Source organism: Pseudomonas sp. TWR1-1-3 (genome assembly GCF_049896805.1).
GTDB lineage: Bacteria > Pseudomonadota > Gammaproteobacteria > Pseudomonadales > Pseudomonadaceae > Aquipseudomonas > Aquipseudomonas bubulae.
The window spans coordinates 478555-503571 of sequence record NZ_JAFCUZ010000001.1; the positions used below are offsets into that span (position 1 = coordinate 478555).

The 25017-nt window shown below is 49.0% G+C and carries 23 protein-coding genes; all 23 read right to left on the reverse strand.

What is annotated here, in order from left to right; translation table 11 throughout:
* Positions 1-44: 44 nt before the first annotated feature.
* Positions 45-710: a helix-turn-helix domain-containing protein gene (locus tag ACP7BE_RS02235; protein ID WP_426104542.1), complete on the reverse strand. Its 666-nt coding sequence runs from the start codon at positions 708-710 to the stop codon at positions 45-47.
* A gap of 84 nt (positions 711-794) precedes the next feature.
* Positions 795-1499, reverse strand: a complete 705-nt coding sequence (locus ACP7BE_RS02240; RefSeq protein ID WP_426104544.1) for a winged helix-turn-helix domain-containing protein — start codon at positions 1497-1499, stop codon at positions 795-797.
* 202 nt (positions 1500-1701) lie between these two features.
* Positions 1702-2076: a VanZ family protein gene (locus ACP7BE_RS02245; RefSeq protein ID WP_426104546.1), complete on the reverse strand. Its 375-nt coding sequence runs from the start codon at positions 2074-2076 to the stop codon at positions 1702-1704.
* Positions 2073-4154 carry a YjbH domain-containing protein gene (locus ACP7BE_RS02250; RefSeq protein WP_426104548.1) on the reverse strand — a complete coding sequence of 694 codons (2082 nt, stop codon included), beginning with the start codon at positions 4152-4154 and terminating at the stop codon, positions 2073-2075. The genes ACP7BE_RS02245 and ACP7BE_RS02250 overlap by 4 nt, the downstream gene beginning before the upstream one ends.
* A complete protein-coding gene (locus ACP7BE_RS02255; protein WP_426104550.1) occupies positions 4151-4918 on the reverse strand; it encodes a capsule biosynthesis GfcC family protein in 768 nt (255 codons plus the stop codon). The genes ACP7BE_RS02250 and ACP7BE_RS02255 overlap by 4 nt, the downstream gene beginning before the upstream one ends.
* On the reverse strand, positions 4915-5574 hold the full coding sequence (locus ACP7BE_RS02260) for a YjbF family lipoprotein (RefSeq protein WP_426104552.1): 660 nt from the start codon (positions 5572-5574) through the stop codon (positions 4915-4917). The genes ACP7BE_RS02255 and ACP7BE_RS02260 overlap by 4 nt, the downstream gene beginning before the upstream one ends.
* Positions 5575-5587: 13 nt before the next feature.
* Entirely contained in the window at positions 5588-6700 is a 1113-nt protein-coding gene (locus tag ACP7BE_RS02265) for a polysaccharide biosynthesis/export family protein (RefSeq protein ID WP_146541202.1), read from the reverse strand.
* Between the two features lie 86 nt (positions 6701-6786).
* Positions 6787-7095: a hypothetical protein gene (locus tag ACP7BE_RS02270; protein ID WP_146541033.1), complete on the reverse strand. Its 309-nt coding sequence runs from the start codon at positions 7093-7095 to the stop codon at positions 6787-6789.
* Positions 7096-7374: 279 nt separating this feature from the next.
* Entirely contained in the window at positions 7375-8793 is a 1419-nt protein-coding gene (locus tag ACP7BE_RS02275) for a mannose-1-phosphate guanylyltransferase/mannose-6-phosphate isomerase (RefSeq protein WP_146541031.1), read from the reverse strand.
* Positions 8793-9917, reverse strand: a complete 1125-nt coding sequence (locus tag ACP7BE_RS02280) for a glycosyltransferase family 4 protein (protein WP_146541029.1) — start codon at positions 9915-9917, stop codon at positions 8793-8795. The genes ACP7BE_RS02275 and ACP7BE_RS02280 overlap by 1 nt, the downstream gene beginning before the upstream one ends.
* A 155-nt stretch (positions 9918-10072) precedes the next feature.
* Positions 10073-11134, reverse strand: a complete 1062-nt coding sequence (locus ACP7BE_RS02285) for a glycosyltransferase family 4 protein (RefSeq protein WP_146541027.1) — start codon at positions 11132-11134, stop codon at positions 10073-10075.
* A gap of 49 nt (positions 11135-11183) precedes the next feature.
* The gene (locus ACP7BE_RS02290) at positions 11184-12362 is read right to left on the reverse strand and encodes a hypothetical protein (RefSeq protein WP_426104556.1); all 1179 of its coding nucleotides are present in this window, start codon (positions 12360-12362) and stop codon (positions 11184-11186) included.
* Positions 12362-13255: a polysialyltransferase family glycosyltransferase gene (locus ACP7BE_RS02295; RefSeq protein WP_146541023.1), complete on the reverse strand. Its 894-nt coding sequence runs from the start codon at positions 13253-13255 to the stop codon at positions 12362-12364. The genes ACP7BE_RS02290 and ACP7BE_RS02295 overlap by 1 nt, the downstream gene beginning before the upstream one ends.
* 361 nt (positions 13256-13616) lie before the next feature.
* A complete protein-coding gene (locus ACP7BE_RS02300; RefSeq protein ID WP_146541019.1) occupies positions 13617-14579 on the reverse strand; it encodes an IS481 family transposase in 963 nt (320 codons plus the stop codon).
* Between the two features lie 452 nt (positions 14580-15031).
* Positions 15032-16093, reverse strand: coding sequence for a pseudaminic acid synthase (pseI, locus tag ACP7BE_RS02305; protein WP_146541017.1), 1062 nt, complete (start codon positions 16091-16093; stop codon positions 15032-15034).
* Between the two features lie 11 nt (positions 16094-16104).
* Positions 16105-16587: a UDP-4-amino-4,6-dideoxy-N-acetyl-beta-L-altrosamine N-acetyltransferase gene (pseH, locus tag ACP7BE_RS02310; protein WP_146541015.1), complete on the reverse strand. Its 483-nt coding sequence runs from the start codon at positions 16585-16587 to the stop codon at positions 16105-16107.
* A gap of 40 nt (positions 16588-16627) precedes the next feature.
* A complete protein-coding gene (gene pseG / locus ACP7BE_RS02315; RefSeq protein WP_261385527.1) occupies positions 16628-17740 on the reverse strand; it encodes a UDP-2,4-diacetamido-2,4,6-trideoxy-beta-L-altropyranose hydrolase in 1113 nt (370 codons plus the stop codon).
* Positions 17737-18438, reverse strand: coding sequence for a pseudaminic acid cytidylyltransferase (gene pseF, locus ACP7BE_RS02320; protein WP_146541013.1), 702 nt, complete (start codon positions 18436-18438; stop codon positions 17737-17739). The genes pseG and pseF overlap by 4 nt, the downstream gene beginning before the upstream one ends.
* Positions 18435-19070, reverse strand: coding sequence for a hypothetical protein (locus tag ACP7BE_RS02325; protein ID WP_426104560.1), 636 nt, complete (start codon positions 19068-19070; stop codon positions 18435-18437). Before ACP7BE_RS02325 ends, pseF begins: the two co-directional genes overlap by 4 nt.
* Before the next feature lies 1 nt (position 19071).
* On the reverse strand, positions 19072-20232 hold the full coding sequence (gene pseC, locus ACP7BE_RS02330) for a UDP-4-amino-4,6-dideoxy-N-acetyl-beta-L-altrosamine transaminase (RefSeq protein WP_426104562.1): 1161 nt from the start codon (positions 20230-20232) through the stop codon (positions 19072-19074).
* Positions 20233-20235: 3 nt separating this feature from the next.
* Positions 20236-21234 (reverse strand): UDP-N-acetylglucosamine 4,6-dehydratase (inverting), encoded by a 999-nt coding sequence (pseB, locus tag ACP7BE_RS02335; RefSeq protein ID WP_235574709.1) that lies wholly within the window; start codon positions 21232-21234, stop codon positions 20236-20238.
* A gap of 44 nt (positions 21235-21278) precedes the next feature.
* On the reverse strand, positions 21279-22523 hold the full coding sequence (locus ACP7BE_RS02340) for a lipopolysaccharide biosynthesis protein (protein ID WP_146541007.1): 1245 nt from the start codon (positions 22521-22523) through the stop codon (positions 21279-21281).
* Positions 22524-22760: 237 nt separating this feature from the next.
* On the reverse strand, positions 22761-24989 hold the full coding sequence (locus ACP7BE_RS02345) for a polysaccharide biosynthesis tyrosine autokinase (protein ID WP_426104564.1): 2229 nt from the start codon (positions 24987-24989) through the stop codon (positions 22761-22763).
* Positions 24990-25017: the final 28 nt, after the last annotated feature.

The following is a 25017-nucleotide window of genomic DNA, read 5'->3' on the forward strand; positions in this document are numbered from 1 at the left end:
AATACAGTAGCTAACTGCCTGTATTTGCCAGTTGTATGATTGCGTTATGCCACTTGTTTGGCAACTTGCACATCCTGGACCAGGCAATAGCCACGATTGCGTACCGAGCGAAACAGGCGCTCGCCAAACGCCACTTTAAACTTATTCTGCAGTCGACTCAGGCACATTTCCAGGCCGCTATAAGTACGTGCATCTTTATTAATGCCGATAATAAGTTCCTGCTTGCTGCAAATACGCTCATCTCTTTGGCTTAGGGTCTTGATCAGTAGCGACTCAATGGCGGTCAGCTGAATGCAGGCGGTGTTGTTGCACAGATGTTGTGCCTCAAAGCAAAACAACCAGGTATCAGGGCTGCTGGAATAGTGTACGGTGGGGGTAGTGGCTGGGGAGGTCGGCGTAGTTTTCAAAGTAGGAATAACAGTCAGGCCCGGGGAGTAGGGGTGGATGTTCAGCAAGTAAGGTTTACTTACCGTTATCGCGCGAGGAACGTCTGACACGTGATTGAAAGTAGATACCATGCCATGTTCTGCGTTTGCCCAGCAACCCCAGGGCGCGAAATGCGTCTTGCGCCATAGATGACGGTCGGATTCGCAGGCCTGCTGGTTTGCAGGCTGTAGTTGATAGGTTGCGCAGGGCAAGCCATAGGTGTGTGCAATCGGACTGTTACTGGCCGAGGGTAGATAGGCGGAAAATCTGAGTGTTACCTTCATGCTTCAACGTCTCCATTCGTCGGTGTCAGGCTGATGCCTAGTGGCGAACTACAGCGGTCTGCAGCGCAGCTCATGAAGTAATAGTTATTTCAGGATAGTGCCCCGGCGCAGTCGATATCCGAATGCGCGAACACTAAAGATCAATTCCAGGTTATAAGCTTTTTTAATCTTTGTTCTTAGGCGGCTAATGGTTTTTTCCAGTGCCCGCGGATCATAAAAAACAATATTGGGGTCCAGGGTTTTGGCAATGCTGTCCTGGCTCAGTACATGCTGCGGCGCCTGTATCAGTGCGTCGATAATGATCATTTCGGTGTATGAAATTTCAATTTTTTGCTTGGCGCTGCACAATAACAGTCGCGTGCGATCAAGGGTCAAGCGGGTGTTTGAGGCCCAGTGTGATTCCTCGAAAGTGCGTAACAGCACGGCCTGCTTTTCCAGCAGGTCAGTCGGCAACTTGATGCAGTGGTCGGCACCGGCCAGGTAATAATTGATACTGTTGAATGACTTGTTATGAGTCACCAAAATAAAAATACAGGCGACCTGATTGAACAGGCGGATATGCTTGAGCAACTCCAGGCCATCATTGATGGCCTCCGGTGCATTGACCTCAATAAAAACAGCTTCTGTGCCACTAAAATCGCAAGCCATATTGGCCAGGGTATCGCAGGCGTCAAGATGCCTCACTTCAGCAGTGACAAGCTGTGCTATATCTTCGACCAGCGCTTCGCTATAAAAAAAATTAAGCGCTTTGGGGGCCTGAATATCGGTAGTGCATCCTGCGGCAAGCATATCACCTAACCCAAGTACTTAGAGGCTGTGGGATTTTGCCATATAAGCCGATATCGAAGCAGACATTTTATAACATTTACTACATTTAGTGTTGTTTTAGCTGGCAATTTGTCGGCTTATAAATATCGAAGGTCGATTTTTCGCGATAAATAGCGTTGCCAACAGCAAAATTGACCCGCGCTAGCATGTCCATAGCGCTTATTCAATACTTGATGCTATGGCGCGAACAGCACCCTGCCGCTGCAAGGCCGAGGGCTACACCTGCCGTATTGGCAAGCGCGTCGTAAAACGACGCAGTGCGCAAGGGCATAAGGGCCTGGGCATATTCAATCAGCAGCCCTGCCAGCACGCAGCCAATGGCGATCCAAACTAGCCTGATATGCAAAAATGCAAGGCGGCAACTGAATGCCAGGGCGAAAAAACCAATAAAGTGATGCAGCTTGTCTTCCTGGGCAAAAACCTGCGGAATTGGCCGTGTGCGCAAACCGGTAAACAGCAGGCCAGCGCACACGGCCAAAAACAGCAGTGCGCGCAGCCAGAAGGGCAGATCAACCAGGCGTTGAATCAGCTGCCTCACTCGGTGATCTTCTCGAAGTTTTCATAGAAGGCATCACGATTGCGGCCATCGGTCATGGTATGCAGCGAGTACTGGCGATGCAGCATGGCGCCACCGTCTCGAGTCAGCGGTGCCCAGGCGATATTGGCCCGGCTCATGGTCGACACACTCATCATCTCGTCGAACGGTATCGAGATATAGATGCCCTTGTCGAAACTACCTTCTCCGTACTCTTCCTTGGATGCCGTGGTACGAGTTACCCAGCCGCCAAATTTCACACCATTGGTAAATTCGCGGGAGATATCAATGGTGGTACCCCAGTCCCGGGCCAGATAACGACCTACGCTGACTGCGGCGTCCAGATCGAACGGCAGCTTGGTGTAAGAGGTGATATGGCCGGTTACTGTGCGATAATCACGCAGGCCAAAGCCCTGGTCAAATTCTCGTTGACGTACATAGTTCAAATCGGCACCGATCGACCAGCGTTCACCCATGGGGCGATACAAGAGTTCGCCGCCAATACCGGCATACATGGACTCCAGATAACCACCATAGACCATGCCATACAGATCCTGGTCCAAGCGTTTTGCCTTGTTAAGCTGCAGGGCTGGCATAGTTATATCGGAAGTGGTTGCATATTGCCGTAAGTCTGTTCGTACTCGTGGCAGATTACTCGCGGAATCGTATTTGAACTTGTCGTAGTTGTTCAGCAGGTTGACGCTAATACCGCCGCTAGCCCAGGTGCCAGGGGTAAAGCGATATTGCCCTTCGGCATAGGCACTGATCTGGTACAGGAGGAAGCCATCAGGGCCACCCATATTTTGTTGGTAGCCCAGACCAAAACCATAGGTAAAGGGATCAGGCTTGTGCTGATACAGGGTTTTATCATAATGGGCCGTGGCGCGGTTGACCTCGGTGGTGCGATGCAGATTGACCAGATCCTGTTCATTATTGACCACGTCGCGAAAGGTCGAGCGCGGGACACTGATTTCTTCCACGGGCATGTCATAACGCTTATTGACCATGGTGAACCACTGGATCTGATCGTTGGCGGTATTGTCCAGAATACGGCTGGCCCGGCCTGCACCTTTGGCGGTGTAGAAGTATTTGGACTGCTCGCCATATACCATCAGTTCGGAATCGCGCTGGGCGATTCGCTCGACTTTATAGCCGGCATTTTTTTCCAGCTGTTGCGATACTGCAGCCCAGTCGATGTCCTCCAGGGGAGCAACAGGTGCTTGTGCCGGTAGCGGTTGGGCGGGCGGATCATAGCTCTTGACCGGTGCCTTGCGGCTGACAAAGTTGGTATGCAGGGTAATACCGAACAGCGCGGTATTGCCGCGTTCCCAGCCTGCAGTGAAATCAATATTGTCGTTAAGCTTGTAGACCGCACCGAAGTTAATCGGAGAGTCCTGGACCTGGTTGTTGTTTTGCGGCTCGTGTTTGTAATCGTTGCCGTCAAACTCGATTTTCAGGCTCAATGGTGCCCATGGAGTTTGATACGCTACCCCGCCAAACAGGCCGGGCCTGCCCCGGAAGTATGAGCTGGTATTTACGTCACCAGCAGTAGTGCTTACGGGCCGGGTATCAAACCGGTCATCGAGATAGCCCAGCGGGTTGGCAAAGTCACCACGATTTCCGATATAGCCCCAGGCAATACCAAGGCTGAAGTCCAGATCTTTGTAACGTTTGTTGGCAACAAAATATTCGCTCGAGAACAAGCCGGTACCACCAATATCGCGAAACCCCAGCGCAACTTCTGGCAACCAGTGGCTTTCTTGCCAAAGCCGCGCTTTGACATCGACTGCCTTGTCCTTATAGCTCTGGCTCCCACTAAGTGCCTCTGAGCCGTACTTACGGTTTGTAATGGAGGTATAACGGAATGTCCCTTCCAGCCAGTCAAGGGGCTGCAAAGACAGGCTATAGCGTGTATAGGGATCGGTACGGTTGGCGTTCAGGCTTAACTCACCTGCAGGTGCCATACGTGCAGTGGGTGTTTGCAGCAGGCCAACACCACCAAAGTCATTCTGGGTATAGCGTGGCTCCGCATGGGCCAGGCTATAGGGTAACAAGGCGACAACAACAAAACGTAACTTCAAGGTGCAACCTCAGCCAGCGGTTGGGTGGCGAGGAATTGCGCCAACTGCTCGTTTAAATCAGGTGTGGGCAAATCGGCATTGTCATTGCGCACGGGCACCAGAATCTTGCTGCCCGCCACGGCATATATGCCGTCTTCACGGTTCCAGGCAGCAATGGCAACACGCTTGTAAGTGCCGTCAGGGTGAATCAGCCACAAGAAGTCCGACTCTGCCTCTTTTAGCCGCGGGCAGCTGTCGAGGTAGTCGCGTACTTGCTGCAGAGGCTGATAGGGCAGGGTGCAGTCATGCTCAACGGCGCCCAGTACGGTCACGTTATCGGCGCGCGCCGGGTAACTAACCTTGTCGCCATCACTAACCAGGTAGTTGTGGGCAAAGCCGACTTCCAGCGCGACCGGGTCAAGGTTAACCACTTTACGGCCAGTGACAGGCAATTGGCTGATGTCCTGGTGCAGGTGCTCTGCCACCGCGGCGAGGCCGTGGTTGTTATTGAGCAAGGCGCCGCGCTGCAGCATTTTCAGGTCAAACAGCACCCCTACCTTGAGCCGTGTATGCTTCTCAACTTCGGGCTGATGCAGCCATGCGGCTGCCAGCCAGTAGCTTTCCGGATTGGGCTGGGCCTGACTGATTACATCCACTAAACGCATGCCGGGTTTATAAGCCACGCTGACGGGTTTAAGCACATCACCGCTGACAGATACGGCGGCCTGACTGATTGCGGCATGACCAAGCAGCACGCACAGGGCCAGTTTTTTCAAAGAGATCACTGGGCAGCCTCCCAGTCAGGGCGCAGATGGACAATGCGTAGCTCAAGCCCTGGCGTAACATATTGTTCGCTTTGCAGGATCGCCCCGTCTTCGGGTCGCACCCAGAAATGGTTGGTGCCGCTAAAGCCCAGGGCCGGAATTTCAAATTTTTCATCGATGCGCTGTAGCACATAAGGTTTGTCGAGAATGGTCACGGTTTCCAGGCCTTTACGCACAAAGCGGCTATTCACCGCCAGGCCGACCTGTTGACTCTGATAGATATCGATCCAGCGCGTGCTGCGCTCACCGTCTGCCACATGCTGCAAACCGCGCTTGAATGGTGACTGCCCGTCGAAACGGGTGCCATCCAGGCCGGGTTGCAGCCCGGTGGTACGCACCACCAGACCGTTGCGCATCAGCAATACTTGCTTGCCCGAGGCGACCCAGTACTGCAAGTCGCCCTGCTGGCGAAGCCTGGCCATAACACCTTCACTGGAAGCTGTGGTCACCAGGATTTGCGCATAAGGCACGGCTGCGACATCGGCCGCTGTCAATTGCAGCGGCTCCACGCCTTGTACGGCGGCCTTGAAGGTATCGAGAGAACCCTGCATCAGCGGGCTACAGCCACACAGCAACAGGCACGCCACCAGGCATGAGCGGTTACGAAGAATTTTCAAAAGGGCTCAAACCTTATCGGCTGCTGGTTTCGCTGAGGTTATTGCCTGCGGCGGCACCAGTACCCAGGATGGTGGCCGATGGTAGTAACTGGCTGATCAGACGGTTCCAGCGCGTAACTTGCGCAGGGCCAACGTAAACGATGTCCTGAGGCTTAAGCTCAAAATGGCTGGCAATAGCGAAAGCAGTGGGCGACTCGGCGTCAAGCTGGTAGACCTTAGCCGGTTCGGTTTCGAGGTTTTCAGCACCACGGATCACATACAGTGCATTGCCGTTGGAAGTGGTTTGGTTCAAACCGCCCACTGAGCCGACCACATCAGCCAAATTCATATGCTTAGTCTTGAACTTGACTGCCTGTGGCGCAAGGACTTCACCCATCACATAAATCTTCTTGCGATCGTTGTAAGGCAGGTATAACTGGTCGCCATCCTTGAGGAAGACATTGTGCAGCTGTGCGCCCTGACCGTTAAGCGAATCCAGATCAAGGATGTACTCGCGGCCATCGCGGGTCAATGTTAGGCTGGACAGATCAGCATTGAGCGGCTCAATACCCGCTGCCCCAATGGCTTCAACCACGCTCATAGGCGATGTGGTAATCGGCATCGGGCCGGCTTTGGTCACTGCACCGGCAAGAATGGCCTTTTGGCTGGCAAAGCGCAGCACACTCAGATCGACCTGCGGGCTATCCACATACTGCGCCAAACGCTGGGCAATGGTGGAGCGCACTTCTTCGATGGTTTTACCCGCTGCATCGAGTTTGCCGATATAGGGGTAGAAAATAGTGCCGTCCGGTCGCACCAGGCGCCCGTTGGCGTCAATCTGCTGTTGCGGGCCCGAGGGCGCCGTCAATTCGGGATGGTCCCAAACGGTGATATACAACACATCGTTGGCACCAATCCGGTAAGCCTGTGGCTTGAATGCCAGCAATTCTGCCGGCACCGAGCTTGAGACGTAGGTCGCCGCGTTTTGCGCAATCAGCTTGGGGGTGATGGGGATCAGCTCTATCCGACTGCTTTCTGGAGAGCCTTCAGTTCCGATCTCACTGGTATCCAGGTACTGACCGGGCGCAAACATACAACCTTGCAGGGCGAACCCTGCAAGTACCGCGAGCGACAAACTACGAATCATCATTGAGGACACTTGTAAAGGAAACACATCAAAATCAAATGCCTGGAGTATCCCAGGTGGTTTAGTCCTTTCGACCTGGCAGGTACTTAGTTGGTACCGGTAGTGCCTGTGGTGCCAGTGGTGCCTGTAGTACCAGTAGTGCCGCCGTTGCCACCGCCACCACCACCGCCGCCACCCGATGCTGCGGCTGCAATGCCGGCTGCTGCGGCAACGCCCACACCCACTGCGGTAGTAGTGCTTACGCCACCCAGAACGCCGGTTTCAGTGGCCAGGGAACCGGCTTCTGCAGCGGGTGCTTCAGCTACAGCGTCGTCAGCAGGGGCTGCAACAGGTTCGGCGGCAAAAGCAGTGGTGCTCAAGGCCAGGGTCAGTGCGGAAATAAGAAATTTGTTCATTTGAAAATCCTTTTGAAAAAGTCTGTATTGGCGATGGTGCGAGAGCGCCTATGTCCAAGGCTATGAACGGCGAACCCTGGCTATGCTTATAGCTCCCGAAGGCACTATAACTGTGGCACTCAAGTGGTTCTGTACAGGCATTTTAATGTGCAATAACGGCTCAAGAATACCTGTGCAGAGCGGTCTGTGTTGCTGACCTTTTATAACTCTTCCGTCAGATACCTGTAGGAACTGACGGGCAGAGCGGCAACTACTTGTTGCCCGCTCATCATACTGGATTCATTTCCGACCGTACTTGTCTTCAAAACGAACGATATCGTCTTCACCCAGATAAGAGCCGGATTGCACTTCAATCAGCTCCAGCGGAATAACACCCGGGTTTTCCAGGGCATGGATCTGGCCAATCGGGATATAGGTGGATTCGTTTTCGCAGACCAGATAGGTTTTCTCGCCATTGGTCACCCTGGCTGTGCCGCTGACGACGATCCAGTGTTCCGCACGATGGTGATGCATCTGCACCGACAGCTTGGCGCCCGGTTTAACGGTAATTCGTTTGACCTGATAGCGATGGCCGTTGTCGACGGAGTCATAGACTCCCCATGGACGATAGACCTCGCGATGGTTGATATGTTCAGTGCGCGAGCCGTTTTTCAATTGCTCGACGATCTTCTTAACATCCTGTACATGGTCCTTGTGAGCGACCAGTACCGCATCCTTGGTTTCAACAATCACCAGATCATCCAGACCAACAGTGGCAACCAGACGGCTGTCCGCATGCACATAAGTGTTGCGTGACTGCTGGTTTAGCACATCACCCTTGAACACATTGCCCTGCTGGTCCTTGTCACTGACATCCCAAAGGGCAGTCCAGGAGCCGATATCGCTCCAGCCTGCATCCAGTGGCACCATTACCGCGTCTGCGGTATTTTCCATCACGGCATAGTCTACGGAATCATCCGGGCAGGCGGCAAAGGCGGCTTCGTCAACACGGGTAAAGTGCAGATCCTGCGAGCCACCGGCCAATGCTGCACGGCATGCTGCCAGAATATCCGGGCGATAAGTTTCCAGCTCTTCCAGATAACGACTGGCGCGGAACATAAACATGCCGCTGTTCCAGAAGTAACTGCCATTGGCCAGATACTCTTGCGCTGTTACAAGGTCCGGTTTTTCAACAAAGCGGTTGACATCAAAACCACCTATACCTGAGCTGCCGCCTTTTTCGATATAGCCATAACCAGTTTCAGCATGGGTCGGAACAATACCGAAAGTCACCAACTTGCCGGATTGAGCCAGTGGCAAGGCAACCTGAATACTGGCCTGGAAGGCTGCAATGTCCTTAATCAGATGGTCGGCGGCCAGTACCAGCAGGATTGGATCTTCCGATTCTCCAAGGGCGGCTAGCGCGGCCAGTGCTATGGCGGGAGCGGTATTACGGCCAACCGGCTCCAGCAGTATATTAGCCTTTTCAAGCCCCATCATCCGCAATTGTTCAGCCGCGAGAAAGCGGTGTTGTTCATTGCAGATCAACTGCGGCAAGGCTGCTCCCAAACCATCTAAACGCTGCAAAGTAGATTGCAGCATGGATAAAGAGTTATCCGCTAACGGTAAAAATTGTTTAGGATTTAGTTGGCGTGATAAAGGCCAAAGTCGTGAGCCTGAACCACCAGACATAATAACTGGGATAACATTGATTAACATTATATCTTCCTGAATTGGAAAAAAGCAGAGGATTTTTCATCGACAAAAGCTTTGAACTGCGTGTCAAATCGCTCTACTGAAAATGATTCAGCATGTTGTCTGATGCTAGTTGGTACAAAAACAAAATTCTCTTCGAATTTTTCGATAGCTTCCTGTATTGCAGACTCTGTTTGTTCTTTAAAGAGGACGCCAGTTATGCCATCTACTACAGTTTCAAGAGCACCTCCTTTGCCATAAGCAATAACAGGTGTTCCGCAGGCCTGCGCTTCCAGTGGAATAATGCCGAAATCCTCTTCTGCAGCAAAGACAAAAGCTTTTGCACGTTGCATGTGGTCGCGTAAGACATCGAATGATTGATATCCGAGGAGCGTAATATTTGGCGCGGCGGCTTGTTTGACTTTATTGAATTGTGGTCCGTCGCCGATCACTATTAACTTTTTGTCTGGCATGCTGGAGAATGCCTTCACGATAAGGTCCATTTTTTTATAAGGGACCATTCGAGAAGCTGTCAAATAAAAATCTTCTTTTATTTCTTTTAATGGAAAGTCGTGAACTGCTACGTTTGGGTATATCGTAGTGGACTCTCTGCGGTATATTTTTTGTATTCTGCGTCCAATATAGTCGCTGTTAGATATAAAAAAATCGACACTATTAGCTGATCGCGCATCCCAGTTTCGAATTTTGAAGAGTAAATGGCGTGCAATCCATCCTTTAGCCCCCTTTAGCATACCTGCTTCCGCTAAATATTGGCTCTGCATATCCCAAGCATATCGGATGGGGGAGTGACAATAGCAAATATGCAGTTGATCTGGTCCAACGAGCACACCTTTAGCTACAGCATGGCTGCTGCTTAAAATTATATCGTAACTAGATAGATCAAGCTGCTCAATTGCCAGTGGCATCAAAGATAAGTAATTTCTGTATCTTTTATTAGCCCAGGGCATACTCTGGATGAAGGTCGTTTTGGGAATGCGCCCGCATAAAAAAGCTCGTTGTGAATCAGGGATAAAATCACATACCGAAAAAAGATCAGCTGAAGGATAAAGGGTAAGAAGCCGCTCTAGGACGCGCTCCGCTCCTGCGTAAGTAGTAAGCCAATCATGTACTATGGCAATGCGTTTCACGTCTTAGGGTTCTCTTGAATTATGGAGATGAGATTGAGTTTGGAGATGTTGCTGCAATAAAGTATATGTATTCTACGATTGTAGTGTTTGTTGTAGGGTGCATCATGATGATACTGTTTAAGTGAAGCTAGTAGATCTTAATTTTTTTGGGGGGGTTAGAGTTTAGTGTTGTGTGTATTAATCAGGGGGGAAAATTTTACTGCGGAATCTTCCCAGCTAAAACGTTTGATATTGTCGTATCCTTTAACGATTAGCTCATTAGAGATTGTTTGATCAGAAAGTAGTAGGTCAATCTTTTTAGCGATGTCTTTGATATTATAAGGATCAAAGTATAAGGCAGAATCATCGCAGACTTCAGGTAGGCTTGCAGTGTTCGAACAGATCACCGGGCATCCACATGCCTGTGCTTCTAAAGGCGGAATGCCGAAGCCTTCATAAAATGATGGGAAAACAAATGCTCTTGCTTCGCTATATAACGCTACAAGCTCTGAATCGGTCACGCGGCCTAAAAACTTTATTCTTGAGTTCGAAGTAATTTTGTTTAAGAGCTCTTTTGATGCGAAGTTTCCATTGAGACTTCCAACTAAATAAAGTTCGCATTCTTGATCTTGCAATATGCTAAATGCATTTATGAGGCCGATGAAGTTCTTTTGGTAGGTTAGTGATGAAGTTGATAGGATGTAATTTTTTTTATTTAAGTTTCCGCCCTTGTTTCTGATGAATATTGAGCTGGCCGCGTTTGGAGCTACTTCTACGCTTTGTGGGGGGATATTGTAAAGTGTGCAAATTTCTTTTTTGGAAAATTCGCTCACAGTGAAAATTTTCTTAGATGATTTAATTATGATGGGTATTATTTTTTTATATGCCAGTCTAAATCTCCAAGAGTAATTTTTCGGAAATTTTTCAAATGCAACGTCATGAATAGTAGATATCTTGTTTCTGTATAAAATGGGAGCAGTATTTGCCAGGTTTATCAGTAATGGATTTTTCTTTGACTTAAGATAGGCAGGAAGTTCAATTTGCTCCCAAAGGTGCCCGGTCATATTACCTATTTGGATGGCACCTAACTCCTCAGCTAGTGACTTGTGAATTATATTCTTCGGGCAAACAAACTGAATTAAAGTATTTTGTTTTTTTAATGCCCTGCTGATCTCCATGCCGTAGCGCTGAACTCCAGTGATCTCTTGGCTTAAAAATCTCGCATTAACAACTATCATATTCAAGGGCTCTTGTAAAATTGTAAAAAGGGGGGGGGTCAGAAATTTATTATGAGTGTCGCGCAGGTATCATACTGGCTGGTGAATGTCGTTTGTTACGATGTTTTATCACAGATATAATACATATTGTCGATACAATAAATAATAAAGAAGATGCGCCAACGGGTGTTTCGAAATTAGAAGTTAGCATGAATAGAGCTATTATCATGGCTTCTTTGAGCATTTTTTTTCTAACTGCAATGTATTGAATGCAAAGCAGTCCTATCGTTACCGCTAAGTAAACCAAATAACCTTGGCTGAATATCATATTTATGTATGCTGAGTCGATCTCTAATTTTGTAGAGCTCCACCCAGTAGTTAGCTCAAATAAATTGAGGTTCTGCATGTGGCGCTCAATTATTTGTAGGCGATAACTTAATATTTTATCAGCAGCTACATAGGCATCAGGGGTGAGTATGCTTTTAACAAAAAAAGGTAATGAGGTAATAAGTGATATTAACGTTGAGGTGAAACTAATTGCTAATGTCAGCCATAAAAAAAGAGAGCGGAAAATTTTATAATTGGTGGGTAGGATAATGAAAAGAAAGATCATTATAGGTATGGGTAAGAAAGTTCTGGATATAGTGCTGCTGAGTAGGACTAGGTAAGTTGCGAAGCATATGAGTATAAGTTTTCTGTTATTTATATAGAAGCTAGCTAGAAGACAGCCAGCTACCAATAATGTAATTTGGTTGGGGTGCCAGAAACCGAAGGTGTCCTTGCTTGCGGCTGTAAGAACCTTGTCCTCTGCATTGGGAGGTACAAAAACTACTGAGTTTATTACACCTGTTTTCGCAAGCGCCATTGCGGGAATTACGACTATTAATGTTGCTATGATAGAAAGTCTAATGTATTGGGTAGTATTCTTTTGATAGATTGTTAATGCTACTAAAGTTCCTGTAGTGGCTTCTAGGATGAACATGTCGTGAAAAATAACAATTGAAAGCAAAGCGTATAGACAAAGCATTACACCTTTGCTGTTATAAGGTGTTATGTTTATTGACAAAAATAAAAAAAACAACAGTGTCAGCGCTCTCGCAATGTCGAGATATATTTTTAATCCTTCAGAGTGCATTATTACATCGAGCAGTCCTGCTGAATATATAAAAAAAGTTGTCGCTAAAAGGTATGCAGATAGTGTGGACTGCGATATGAAATGCCTAGTTGTTATGGTTTGATTAATTTTCATTAACTGTGATCGCGAGGTAGGGAGTCAATATCAATGGAGGTTACATTCGTTGGCGTTAAATAGTGTAGTGCGCTGGAGTTATGATGGTATATTGTGATCTTGTCAAATGCTGCGGACAGTTTGATAATTATCAGTTCGGCGGGTATTTGTGCCGGGAAAAAATGGATATTAGGATTGTTGGAGAATGTCTTCTTCATCTCTTCTTTGATGTGGGGGTGAGGTTTTATATATAGTTTTTTGTTTTTTGAGAGTTTGTTAATTAATTCTCTGTCTAGGTTCCAGTTGCTTAGATATATGCTAGTTTCAGTATTTTTTGGTGATGTCGGAATTGTAAAGTTTGGCGAAAATATATCAGTAAGGTCTAGCTCGTTTTCTGCTATCCACTTTGTGAAGTCTTGTCTGATCCTTAAGGGCTTTCCTCCACTTAAGGGGAATTGTTCTTTATAATTGTCTAAGTCGTATACGTGAATATTGGTTGTCAGAGCACATCCTCCGAAATATGTTGCTGCCCCAATGCTATTGTATAGTAGTTTTTTTATAGGGTTTTTAAAAAGGTCTTGTCTGTAAGTCCCTATTCCTTCCTCGTAAACGGAAATAGACGTATTTCTCGAAAATAGCTTTAGGCGATAAAATCTTATGAGTGGGATTAGGCCAATGTCGCTATCAATGAATAAAGTTTTAGGTTTTATTATTTCGCATAATTTCAGTGCTTCATTTCTTGACTTTACAAGTACTACATTTAAAAAATATTTTTTTAGTTTTTCTGATAGCGAAACTGTTTTCGAGTCTTTGAATAAATCTACGATTATTAGTGTGTGTATTTTCGAGTTACTGGCTATTATCATGCATGTCATTATTTGTAGCGGTTTTGTGCAGATGAAAATATTCAACATCTATTTCCTCTTGTGAAAAAGCTGGAGCTGAACTCAAACATGCAGTTTCATTTCTAAGTATGTAATTTGCTCTGCTGTGGATGATTTTTTGTCATGGTTGTTTTTTGCTGCTTTTGTTTGGGTGGTTTTTCTTTGTCACTGCTGGGTGGTACTAGTGCCTGCTTGCCTAGTATTGGTTGTATTTATATGATACTTGTGGTGGATGTTAAAAAGTTTGCTTTTTTGAAAGGTTTGAAATGTGCTTTAGATTTGTCTAAAGTTTTAGCAGAAGTTGTGCTTTGATAGCTTGGGATTTAGCTGGTTGGGATTTGATTTTATCTCTGTTAATACAAGACTGGTTTGTTTTTGGTGCGTACGGTTGTTAGGTGTGCGGTTCCGGAATGAGATGGTGCAGATTAATTGTGAAACGGTGTGGGTTTTCAGTCCAGGCCTCACAGATCACCTTGAACGGAGTCCTCCAGCGCAAAGCCTTAAGGTGTCTGGCGAAGTTGTAAGCCATCACGAAAGCCAAAACGTGGGCTTTCAGCGCATCAAAATCGGGATAATGAAACGCCTTAACCGTAGCTTCTTTTATCGTTCGATTCATTCGTTCGACTTGGCCGTTAGTCCAAGGATGGTAAGGCTTGGTTCGCCGGTGTTTGATGTTGTACTCGTAACAAACACGATCAAAAATATGTCCCCCAAAGCGGTAGGTGGCGCCGCTTCGATATCTCGACTGTTCGGTAAATGCTGCACCGTTGTCAGTCAGGACGGTATGTATCTGGTATGGAAACGCTTCGATAGCCTGACGTAAAAACATTGCCCCGTTGCGTTTTGTGGCCGCATTGAATAACGCGACATAGGTGAACTTGGTCACCCGGTCGATGGCAACGAACTTGTGTTGTTTACCGCTTTCCAGCCGCAGCTCAGAGCTGTCGATATGCAGGTAACCCATTTCAGTCGGCGCGAATTTTCCGCGTTTGGGCGCGTTGGTGGACTTGGGTAGCTGGCTGATAGCGTGGCGCACCAGGCAACGATACAAGGCGCTGCGACTTAACTGGGGAAGAAATTGATGAAGGTGTCCCAACATGTCGTCCAAAGGCAGCAAGGTCCGCCTGCGAAACTCAACCACCATCTCCTCTTCAGCCAATGTCAGCTTTGCGCTTCGCGGCAGCGCAGGCCCCATACGAGAGTCCATGGTTGTTGACCGTGAGCGCCATTTGGCGACGGTTTTTACGTTCAGCCTGTAGCGGGCCGCAAGCTGGCGATTCGACTCTTTCGACGCTTGGAGCTCGGCTCGAATTCGCGACGTTGTTCGGGCTGAACCATGAAGACGTCCGTCCATAATGCATCCTCTTGTTCGATTGCTAAGGATGCACCATGAGTTTCCGAGACTGAACACCTAGGGAGTAGGGGGGGTGAGTTCGTCAATAATAGCGGTCGTATAATAAATTATAATGGAAGGCTTCCTCGCTGAAGCGTTACTGCGTGCTTGCGTCAGATGCATAAGTTGGTCTGGTGGAATTGCGACCGAAGATATATTTTGATGTGCCAAGATTCCCCATTTGGCAATTTTTAATGTTTTATTGTGTATGATTTTGAGGGTGTAGCGTCTGCCTGATACGCATTTAAAGTCAGCGATTTATCAGGCTGGGCTATACTTTCTCAGATTTCAAATTTTACGGTTGATGCCGTGATGCCGTGATGCCGTGATGCCGTGATGCCGTTGAGCAGTAGCCACATTTTTAGGATGGTGGGCCTGAGCTACCGATTATTAAATAAGCTGATAATCATTAATCATAGGTCGCAAAATAAATCTTCTTTGGTGGCAGTGTTTTTATTAATATTTTGCGTTGCACGTTTACCAATTATCTCATCTAAATACTTAGGCGCTAAGCCGAAGCCTGGTCGCACACTTCGTACGGTATCGGCTGTGATAATATCTCCTGCCTTTAAATCTTTGACAAAATATAATGAGCGCCGAAATTTAGCGTTACCTTGTTCGCTAGACTTTCTACCGTAATCAACTTGTCCCATTGCGGCCCACGCGGTCTTGCTATCGCGGCACAATGCTACCAGCTCGGCAGGTTCCAGAGAAAAACTGTCGTCTGGACCGCCGCCACTACGATCTAAGGTAAAGTGTTTTTCAACAACCGATGCACCCATAACTACGCTAGCGATAGCTGTCGTATTGTCGAGGGTATGATCTGACAACCCGGTAACAAGACCGAAGCGTTGCATCATGTCTGGAATGGTGCGCAAATTGTAATCTGCAGCCGGGGCCGGGTAACCACTTACACAATGAAGAATGGCCAGCTCCTTGCAACCCCCTTCACGAGCTGCCTCAATGGCTTCCTGTATTTCTTCAGCATCCGCCATGCCCGTGGAGATAATCATTGGTTTGCCAGTACTGGCAACGTACTTGATCAAGGGCAGGTCAATAGCTTCAAAGGAAGCAATTTTATAAGCAGGTGTATTGAGGCTCTCCAGCAAGTCCACAGCCGTGTTATCAAAGGGTGAACTGAAAATAGTGATGCCCAGTTTACGAGCATGCTCAAACAATATTGCATGCCATTCCCACGGCATTTGGGCTTCTTTATATAGCTGATAAAGATTCTTTCCATCCCAAAGGCCGCCATGGATTTGAAAGTCTTCAGAATCACAATCCAGTGTAATTGTGTCAGCTGTGTAGGTTTGCAATTTGACCGCATCAGCGCCGGCTTTTTTGGCCTCTTCGATAATCCTTAGTGCAGTTTCGAGCTTGCCATTATGGTTTGCGGAAAGCTCGGCGATGATATAAGGCGGGGCATCTGCGGCGATACGACGACCTGCGATATTGATGCTGGGAATATTTGACATAATCTGTTCTCTTAAGTATTCGCGGGTCTGTCGGAGGCAAGAAGGCCGAAACATACAATGTCGTGGTACTGCTGACCATCGAAGTGCTGTTGGCGCAGGATGCCTTCCTGATGGAAACCCTGATTCAAGTGGAATTTTATCGAACGTTCGTTGTATGCAATTGCTTGACCACAAATCTTGTGCAGGCCTGCCTGACCGAAAGCATATTGCAGGGCAGCTTCACCAAGCCTGCGGCCTGTTCCCTTGGGCGCATCGGGTGCGGCGTAAAAGCCCCAATCAGCAATGCCGCCAGGAGCAATTTGATGAATATTTATAAATCCAACTGGTACTGCGCCGCTTTCAAATACCAGTAAATGGCGGCTGCTGTCCAAGGTGGCTCGCTCGAACCAACGTGTGTGCTCTTCAAGGCTGATTTCGTGTTGCGTGTACATATAGCGGCGAACTTCTACATCATTACGCCAGCTGAGTACTTGCTCGAGATCCTCGCGGGTCATCGGTCGTACCCGTGAATGTGGTGGTACGCTTGCAGTCACTTTAGAACTCCAAATGTTGGATAACCCTTGCTACACCGTTACCATCAACAATTTTAGCGGCTGCTTGGCTCATACTTGTTCGCTGAGTTGCTGATTCAACAAGTTTGTTTAATAGCTCAGGTAGGCGGTCCGTTATTTCCTGCGGATCATGCAGTACATAAACCGCGTTAGCTTGGGCAAGGGTTTGGGCAATTTTTCGTTGGTTATCGGCCAGTACCAGCATTATGGTTGGTAAACCTAAACAGCAACGCTCCCATGATGTTGCTCCCGCGGCCCCTATGGCCAAGTCACTATCGGCCATCAATTGCGCCATATCACTGATGCCGACTTTTACTTCTGTTGGCCAGGGCATGTGGGTGGCCAGTTGGCGAATTCCTGTCAGCCAGGGCGCGGTGCTGCCCATCACCACGCTAATGCGACACTCCTGCGGCAGCGTTGTGGCTTTAAGGGCTTCAAGGATTTGCCCGGTGGCATTGTCCTTGTCAACTCCGCCCATGGTGATGAGCAGGTGCTGAAGTTGCGGCTGCTCCCGGCGCTTGAGACTGTATTCGCGCAATGCCGCGAAGTCTGGACGTAGCAGGGAGTAGCGCGAACCACATAGCAGGGTGCAGGCCGCATGCGTCCACGGCGCATAATCCTTGGCGTCACGCCCAAATGTCTGATCCAGCAATAGGTCACAGCAGTGTGGCCGGTCTGCGAGGTCGTCTATGACCATCAGTTTCTGATAATCAGGCTTTAGCGCCATCTCCCAATAGGCATCGAGTGCATAGTGGTCAACGATAAGCCAGTGTGTAGTTAGCTGGTTGAGAATGGTGCTGCACTCGGCTGCATCCTGTTGTTGCGTGGCCCCCAACCAGCCTGCATGAGCCAATCCGGTTTCAGTATTGTAAGCTTGCTGAGTTGTTGGCACTTCAAACGGTAGTACATGAACTTCAAAACCCTGATTGCGGATATGCCCAATCAAGTTGCCGGGATGCTCCCTGCAAATAAAATGACACTCGCTGCCCTGGCGTTTGAGCGAGTTGGCCAGCGTCAGGCAGCGCATCACATGCCCTGTGCCCATCTGCAGCGAAGCATCAACGCGAAAGGTGAACTTGCCGGCAAGCCTGCTCACTGCGTTTCAGCCTGCATGGCTTTGAATAACCACTCGGCGCGTACCCAGTCTTCCGGGGTGTCAATATCCTGAACGCGATGACGGGGCAGAGGTACGGGTACTGAACCGGCGCTGAAAATCATCCGGCCATGCAGCCAGGCATCGGCTTTGCCCCAGTAGAACTGACCTGCATCGTGAAAGGCTTCTTCCAGGTCCTGCGAGCGGGTGTTGAAGTGTTCCGGGTTGAACATCTCAACTCGGCCTTTAGCATTGAGGCGAATGGCTCGCTGGATCGGAAAAGCGTAACTGGTCACTGAAAAGGCGTAATCGCTGTCGGTGCCGACCAAGGTGTCAAAGCCACGACGAATATCGTCGGGGCTGACAAATGGGGCGGTGGCATACAGACAGCAAACTTGTTCCACGAGTTGCCCTTGAGCATTGACCCATTCAATGGCGTGACGAATAACCGGAATGGTGCCGGTATGGTCGTCGGACAGTTCTGCAGGGCGCATAAAGGGTACCGTAGCCCCATGGCTGCGTGCCACTTCGGCAATCTCTGTATCATCGGTGGATACAATGACCTGATCAAAGCAGCCACTTTGCAGGGCCGCCTCAATTGACCAGGCGATCATCGGTTTTGCGCAGAACAGCTTGATATTTTTGCGTGGGATGCGCTTACTGCCTCCACGAGCTGGGATAATAGCTATTCGTGTGGTCAACGATTATCCCTCTGCTTGATTGTGAGATTTGGTGAACTTCCGAAGACCAAGGAGTTTGCAGGTATGTCGGTGTCTTTTATATAAGTGTTTGCAGAAACAATTACATTGGCGCCGATTATACAATTGCCTAATATTTTTGATCCGGAAAGCATGGTTACGTTTTCACCAATCGTAGGGAATACACCATGATTGTTACCAACAGTACACAGCTGGGCAAAAGTGAAATTATTGCCATAGGTTGCTCGTCCCATCACGCTGCCGACAGGATGATCCAATTGAAAGGCTTCTGGCATTTTTATTTCATAGAACAGATCCAAGCCATTCAATGATTTGTTTAAGTAATACATCTTGTCTGCGAGTGTGGAATTGCCGGGGTTGTCAAGGAAAATTTGGCGGGACAAAAAGTACAAGAAAATACAATATTGTCCAGAATGATAAATAGAGAAAAAGACTTGCCCATCTCTCTTGTAATACTTATTTGATGATTGACTGAAACTTCGCTCTGTTTTGTTCAGGGCTTCGTTCAGAGAGTTTGAAATTAATTCGCTCTCTATTTCGTCTAACAGAAATAAGCTATGTACTTGATGTCGTATAAGTTTGTCCAGGGTTTCAAATGATGGTGAAATTATCATCTTAAACCCCCAGCGATTTCTTCAGCGCCTGGATTACTTCATCCTGTTGCTCATCGCTCATGGTTTGGAACATCGGGATGCTGATTGCTTCCTGATAGTAGGTTTGCGACTGTGGGAAGTCATCCGGTTTAAAGCCCATGCGCTCATAATAAGGCTGGGTGTGTACCGGAATGTAGTGCAGGTTTACGCCGATACCCAATTCGCGCAGCGCTTCGAAGACTTGACGATGGGTCTTCTGAATTTTGTCCAGTTGCAAACGGATCACATACAGGTGCAGACCGGAGTAACTGTCTGCGTGCTGCCATGGAGCGGTAACGGGCAAGCCGGTCAGCAGGTCGTCATAGCGACGAGACAGTTGATGGCGGCGAGCAACGTACTGTTCCAGGCGCTCCATCTGGGTCACGCCCAGCGCGGCCTGCAGTTCGGTCATGCGGTAGTTGAAGCCCAGATCGATCTGCTGGTAGTACCAGGGACCATCCGCTTCGCGGGTCATCTGCGCCGGATCACGGGTAATGCCGTGGCTGCGTAGCAGTGCCATTTTATTGGCCAGTGCTTCATCGTTGGTCAACGCCATACCGCCTTCGGCGGTGGTGATGATTTTTACCGGATGAAAGCTGAATACGGTGATATCGCTGTAACGGGAGTTACCGATGAACTCGCCCTGGTATTTGCCACCAATGGCGTGAGATGCATCTTCAATAATCTTGAATCCATAGCGCAGGGACAGGGCATGGATGGCTTGCATATCGCACGGTTGGCCACAGAGGTGAACCGGCACCACGACTTTGGGCAATGTGCCTTCGCGTTCAGCCTGTTCCAGCTTGAGGGCCAGTGCCTGCGGGCAGAGATTGTAGGTGCGTGGGTCGATATCGACAAAATCCACGGCGGCGCCACAGTACAGCGCGCAGTTGGCCGAAGCCACGAACGTGATCGGCGTTGTCCACAACCGGTCGCCCGGGCCAAGCCCGAGGGCCAGGCAGGCAATGTGCAATGCCGAGGTGGCACTGTTGACAGCCAGGGCATGGGTGGCACCCACATGCTGCGCCACGCTTTGTTCAAAGCGGGGAACCATGGGGCCCTGGGTCAGAAAATCGGATTGCAGTACCCCCACGACCGCATCGATATCGGTCTGGGTGATGTCTTGGCGGCCGTAGGGAATCATGCTTTAGATGCTCCCGATCTTGGCGCGGTTGATTTCGATCCAGTTTTCCAGATCGGCATCGCTCATCCACTCAGTGTTGTTGTCACTGGCGTAGACGAAGCCTTCTGGTACCCGCACACCATCCTTGATGCGTTTAGGGCAGTCTGCCCAACCGTTGATGGTCGGCAGGATCTTGAAGTGTTCCGGGTATTCGTAGGTGTAGTAGGCGTCTTCAGCGCTGATCATTTGCTCGTGCAGTTTCTCGCCCGGGCGAATACCGATAACTTTTTGCTCTGCTTCAGGGGCAACTACGCGAGCCAGATCCGTGACTTTCATCGACGGGATCTTTTTAACGTAGATCTCGCCACCTTCCATATCTTCAAAGGCGTGCCAAACCAGTTTCACTGCATCTTCCAGCGAGATCATGAAACGGGTCATGCGCTCATCAGTAATCGGCAGCACGCCTTTGTCCTTGATGGACATAAAGAATGGGATGACCGAACCGCGCGAGCCCATTACGTTGCCGTAACGCACTACGGAGAAGGTTGAGTCATGGCTGCCGGAGTAGGAGTTGCCAGCCACGAACATTTTGTCGGAGGCCAGTTTGGTGGCGCCGTACAGGTTGATCGGGCTGCTGGCTTTGTCAGTGGACAAGGCAACGGTGCGATGTACGCGCTTGTCGATACAGGCATCGATAAGGTTCATGGCGCCATTGATATTGGTTTTTACGCATTCGAACGGGTTGTACTCGGCAGTCGGTACAATTTTGGTCGCTGCGGCATGTACCACATAATCCACGCCGTCCAGAGCACGGTACAGACGCTCCTTGTCACGCACATCACCGATGAAGAAGCGTACACGGGAGTCGCCTTCAAACTTCTTGGCCATATCCCACTGTTTCATCTCGTCACGGGAGAAGATGATGATTTTTTTCGGGTTGTACTTGGCCAGGGTCATCGGTACGAAGGTATTACCGAAAGAGCCGGTGCCGCCAGTGACAAGAATCGTTTTGTTGGTAAGCATTCAACAGGTTCCTTTGTGAAATTCTTTAAGAGTTGGATAAGGTATTACCGGTACTGCGCCGGGGTTAAGCGGACAAACGCCAGGCATTTCCACAGCAAGATAAACAGGAAGGCTATGCACAGGCCTGCAGGTACTGCTTGCAAGGGCCAGTAGTGGGACAACAGCCATGTAACGGGGAAAAAGATCAGAAAGCTGGCGATATGGCTGTGAATTATCGGGCGATCGATGCCTTGTGCATAAAGTGCAAAGTGCGGAATCATGCCGATCGAATAGAGCAAGGTTATCAATAATGTCCATGGGAACAAATCTTTATGTTCCAGATACAAAGGCTTATCAAGCCAGGTTAACAGCGGGTCTATGATTAGCAGTGCAACAATTGCGAATACGCCAGCAAATATCAATGTCTGTAACAATAAGCCGCGAAGTTTGAGCTTGAATGCTGCGCTGTCTTTATTGTGGTAAGCGCTTATCAAGCCTGGGTATATGAACGCGAAAACACCGGCATCAAGAAAGGACACCAGCGCACTGCTGATGCCCATAAACAGTACATAGGCACCCAGGGTTTCAATGCTTGCAAGATCGGCAAACCAGTATCGATCTACTGTAAATAGCCCGCGCAGTGCCAAGGTGGCAATCAGCAGCGGGATGGCAATCTTCAAACCTTTGCCTATCCATTGCCAATCAATTTTCTTGCGCCAGCCTGATATGTTCATTTGCTTGAGGCGATAGACGCCCAGTGCTAGCGCTAATAAACTGCCTAGCGTCCATGCCCCAAGTACCATATTCAAATCGCGGGTATCTGCGCAGAAAAACATCAGTGCCGTGACAATTACAGCCCAAATGCCGGACCGCATAAAAAGCATGAGGCTGGCAAGCAGCTGCTCGGAAATAGTGATCAGCAATCGACTTATTTCTTGAGTCAAATGTTCAAGCACCAGCAAGACAAAAAACCAGCCAGCGACGCTCCAGGGTAAAAGCCCCTTGATAAAAATCATACTAAGCAACGGCAGAAAAATGCAATACAAAACGAACGATAGTGCGCCTTGATCCTTGATCAGCCCACCCCATTCGTTACGTTCTCGCTTGAGAATTTCTCGGGTCGTATAAGTGTAAAAGTCAAATCCGAGCAGATAAAGCGCGTAGCTAATGGTAACTGTCATCAAGCCATAAAGGCCTAATTCCTTTGGCTCTAGAAACTTGGCCAAAAAGAAGATTAGCAGAAACTTGCTGGCGAGTGTTATGCCGCGCAGTGCGATATTGATAAAGCGTGTAAGGCTTTGCTTTGGCATAAGTCGTGGTGTCTTTTAATAATCATTAGAAATGTCAGGTAGAGCCAATGCGATGATTGCGCTGTGCCAGCGGGTGGAGTGTTTGACTCGAGAGTCATTTAGACACGCTACCGCCACAGGATTATTCGCCATTCCCTGAAGGCGGTTTGTTTCGTAATAATGTGCTTTTACTTTGGGTTTAGGCATGAAAAGAGCGCCCTAAGATTTGCAAGGCGCCCTAGTATGTGAATACTGTTCTTAAACGCTGTCAGACTTGTATTCGTAGTTGTAATAACCGTAGGCGCCATAGCCATATTTGGCGGATGCACGTTTTTCAACGCCATTGAAGATGGCGCCTTTTAGCTCAATGCCATTTTGCGCAAAGCGACGCATGGTCAATTCAATTTCACGGGCCGGGTTTAGCTCAAATCGGGTCACAATCAAGTTGGTGCCGGACTGGCGGCCGACAATGGCGGCATCAGTCACGGCGAGGAATGGCGGTGTATCGAGAATTACCTGGTCGTAGTGGGCACTTACTTGTTCAAGGAACTCGGTAAAGTTCTTATGCATCAGCAACTCGGACGGATTTGGAGGAATTTGACCTCGGCCAATGACATCAAGGTTTTCGACTTCTGTTTTATGAATGGCGGTGTTCAAGTCGCAGCGCTTGGCCAATAGGTCGGACAAGCCATTTTCAACCGGGATGCTGAACATCTTATGGATATAGCCTTTACGCATATCCACATCTACCAGCAGTACACGCTGGCCAGATTGTGCAATTACAGCTGCCAGGTTTGAGGATACAAACGACTTGCCTACTTTTGGGCTTGGACCGGAAATCATCAGGCGGTTATTACCTGCCTCAAGCATTGCGAAATGCAGGCTGGTGCGCAGGCTACGCAAACCTTCAATAGCCAGATCTGTTGGATGGCTACTTGCTAATAGCGGTGTAGCGCGTGTGCCGCGACCACCCGTGCTCTTTTCATCTTCAACTTTTTGCAGTGAGCTGAATGGTATCGAGGCGTAGACCGGCAGCCCGAGTTTTTCTATATCGTCCGGGTTTTGCACACCGCGGTTCAGTGCCCTGCGAAACAGTACATAGCCGATAGCCAAGAACCCACCGAGCAGGGTAGCGATCAATACGATCAGGGGTTTCTTTGGTTTGACAGGGGATTGCAGGTCTACATCGGCGGTATCGATTAGGCGTACGTTGCCCACGGCACCGGCGCGCATTACATCCAGTTCCTGGGACTTGTTCAGCAACTGCGTGTAAATCTCGGTGCTAACTTTCAGGTCTCGGGTCAGACTCAGCAATTCCTGCTGGGTGCTGGGAAGGCCTTCAACTTGCTTGGCCAAGCGCTGTTGCTTGCTGGTCAATTCAGCTAGTTGGCCCATAAGTGCGCGGTAGGCCGGATGCTGTGGAGTAAACTTGCGATCCATCTCCGCTTGTTGCAGTTTCAAGGTCGAGATGCTGGTGTCCAGTGCCACGATCTGGTCGAGAATGGCTTTGGCTTCCAGGCTGATATCAATCGACTTGCTGCGAATCTGGAAGGCATTCAGTGCGTTTTCGGCTTTTTCCAGGTCCTTGCGAACCTGCGGTAGCTGGTCTTTCAGAAAGCCCAAGCTTTGAGCTGCTTCGGCCGACGTGCGTTCAATATTTTGTTGAACATAGAGACGGGCAATTTCATTCAGTGTCTGAATAGCGGCTGCAGGATCAGTATCTTCCAGTGCCATGCCAATCATGCCCGACTCTTTGCCTCGCTCTGAAATATCCAGTGCTTTCTGATAGTTCATGATGGTAGATAGACGGGGGTGTCGAACGACGCTGAACGTTGTTCCTATATTTGCCTCCAAGGTTTCTACCAGCAGCTTGACGCCATTTTCATTGATGGCCGTACCCACTTGGCCTTTGGCCAGTACGTTGTCGTCTTCATCCAGCAGTGTAAAGCTGCCTGCTTCCCCGCTGACCAGTGTCAGCTCTTTGCCCAGCAATTCCTTCGGCAATTCCAGCTCGGCAATTTTCAGCTCTTCACCACCCCAAGCGAAGCTGTTCATACCGAACAGTGGGCTGGCTACAGCATTTTCCGCATCCGGCTTGAACCGTCGCGCCATAAACTCGCCAATCAGCGGAAAGTAGTTGGGCTCTACCTCAATATCCAACTTCAGATTATCGACTGCAGCGCCAATATTTCTGCGGGACTTAATCAGTTCGATTTCTGTGGCAGACGGAGACTCTTTACCCAGCATACTGCTGATATCGGAGAAGCCCAGAGGGTCATTTTTCTTGGCCTCCACCTGAATCAACGCATTAGCCTGGTACACCGGCGTTGCCAACAGGGCGTAAGCAACCCCCGCAGCCATAAACACGCCCGTGACGCCGGCAATCAGCCATTTATGGTCGATCAGCGTACCCAGCAACCCCATCAGGTCGATTTCGTCGTTGTCGTCATCTTGTTCATGGGGCTTTGTCACGGGTGTTTGCTGCATAAGTCGGTTTCTTATCTTCACAGGTAAT